The following is a 1,779-nucleotide window of genomic DNA, read 5'->3' as shown; positions in this document are numbered from 1 at the left end:
GGCCCACCGTCCCGTCCCCCACCTGCCCCAGCAGCGTCTGATCCGGAGGGAGGAAGTCGAGGAAGACGGCCTCGGGGTTCACCTGCTCCTGGGCCTCGGTGATGGGCGTGAGCAGCGTGTCGGCCGTGTACCAGCGGTTCCAGTGGCTGAACGGATCTCCGCCGTAGGGGTACACGCCCTTGCGCCACTGGATGGGCCAATGCCAGGTGGTGCCCACGCCGGGCATCAGGTACTTCGCGCCATGGCCCTCGGACGCCGAGCCCTGCTTCGCGAAGCGCTTGAAGTGGATGGCCGCGGGGTCGAGCCGGCGGTGGCAGTGCTGGCAGGGCCCTTCGGTGCCCGGGTCGCGGCGGTACTCGTTGAACTTCTGTCCCAGGGGCGGAGAGAGGACCTCGCACGCCAACGTCTCCAGGGCCCGCGCACCGCGCACGCGCTCGCGCGGATAGCCCGCGAGGAACCCGATGCTGGTGAGCATGCCCGCGGCCGGAATGCCCCGCGAGGGATCCGCCTGGATGCGAGGGTCGTAACGATAGTCGCGCTCGGCGAGGAGGAAGGGATTGCGCGCGGGGATCTGATACTCGCGCCAGGCGAGCGGATCCCCCGGTGCGTGTTCCGGATCCACCGGCTCCCCCAAGAAGCGCGACGGCCGCCACCAGGAGTCGTCGTCGAGCAGCCCGGTCGCGCCGCCCTCCAGGCCCTGCATCACGTACGCGGCCTGCAGCCGGGTGGGCGCGACGGAGTACGTGCCGAGGATGAGGTCCGTCACCGGCCGGTCATGCCACGCGAGATGGGCGAAGAGGCGCGCGGGCTCCTCGGACACGAGCCGCCGCTGGCCGTGCTCGGCGTAGTGCAGGTAGTCCTCCCAGCCGGCGTACTGCTGGAAGTCGGCGTGGCAGCGCACGGCGTTGGGGCCGCAGCCGCAGGTGCCCACCGGACCGGCGGTGGCGCAGACAAGGGGCACGGGGGTGCCGTTGACGGATCCGGTGCCCGTGGCGGAGGTGTTGGCCGCGGCCCCCACCAGTGTCACCGTGGTGCCCGGCGCCCACCACGGCTCCACGGCGAACTCCTCCACGGGCGTGCCATCCGCCTTCACCCCGCTGCAGGCGGTGTCTTCGCCCCGGAAGTACTTCCAGGCGCCGGCCTTCGCGGTGCCCGCGGGGCAGCGCTGGATGGACCGCTGCTGCTGCACGCCGTACTCCGGCGCGTCAGCGGTGCGAGGCACGAGCGGGATGTTGAACCAGTCGCGCGCCTGCTCGAACATCGTCCGGTAGAACACGGGCTGCCCGAGCGTCGTGTCGACGAAGTGCTCCACGAAGGCCCGCTGCGAGGCGTCGTCGCCCGCGGCCTCGAGCGCGGCGAACTCCTCGTCCGTCGGGGGCGTCCCGCGCAGCGCGAGCGAGGCCCGCCGCAAGAGCCGGCTGGGGGCGAGCATGTCGTTCTTCTCGCCCGCGTCGGGGTCGCCGGAAGGCGTGGGGTCCTCACAGCCAGCGTCCGGCGAACCCGAGGGATCCACGTCATTGTCGGACGGCCCACCCACCACTCCGGTGCAGGCCGTCCAGAGGACGAGGAGCAGGGCCCATCCCGTGGAGCGTCGCCAGGTGCCAGGTGCCGTCGCGTCGCGCGAAGTCATGCGCCGCCGCAAGGCAATGCGTGTGCCAGATACCCGACACTGCGGGGATTCCATCTCTCGCTCTAAGAGAGAGCGCGCGGCCAAGGGAACCGCGACGCATGGCGATGGATCTCCCCCACACAGTGAGGCCCACCCCCCCATTGTCACCC

The 1,779-nt window shown here is 71.5% G+C and carries 1 protein-coding gene; it reads right to left on the bottom strand.

Annotated elements, in window-relative coordinates; all coding sequences use genetic code 11:
* A partial coding sequence (locus D7V77_RS41825; protein ID WP_199733996.1) for a hypothetical protein occupies positions 1 to 1,630 on the bottom strand: 1,630 nt, incomplete at its 3' end.
* Between the last annotated feature and the right edge of the window lie 149 nt (positions 1,631 to 1,779).

Origin of the sequence: Corallococcus sp. CA041A (assembly GCF_003612075.1) — a bacterium.
Classification (GTDB): Bacteria; Myxococcota; Myxococcia; order Myxococcales; family Myxococcaceae; genus Corallococcus; species Corallococcus exiguus.
This window is presented reverse-complemented; position numbering and strand designations above follow the sequence as displayed.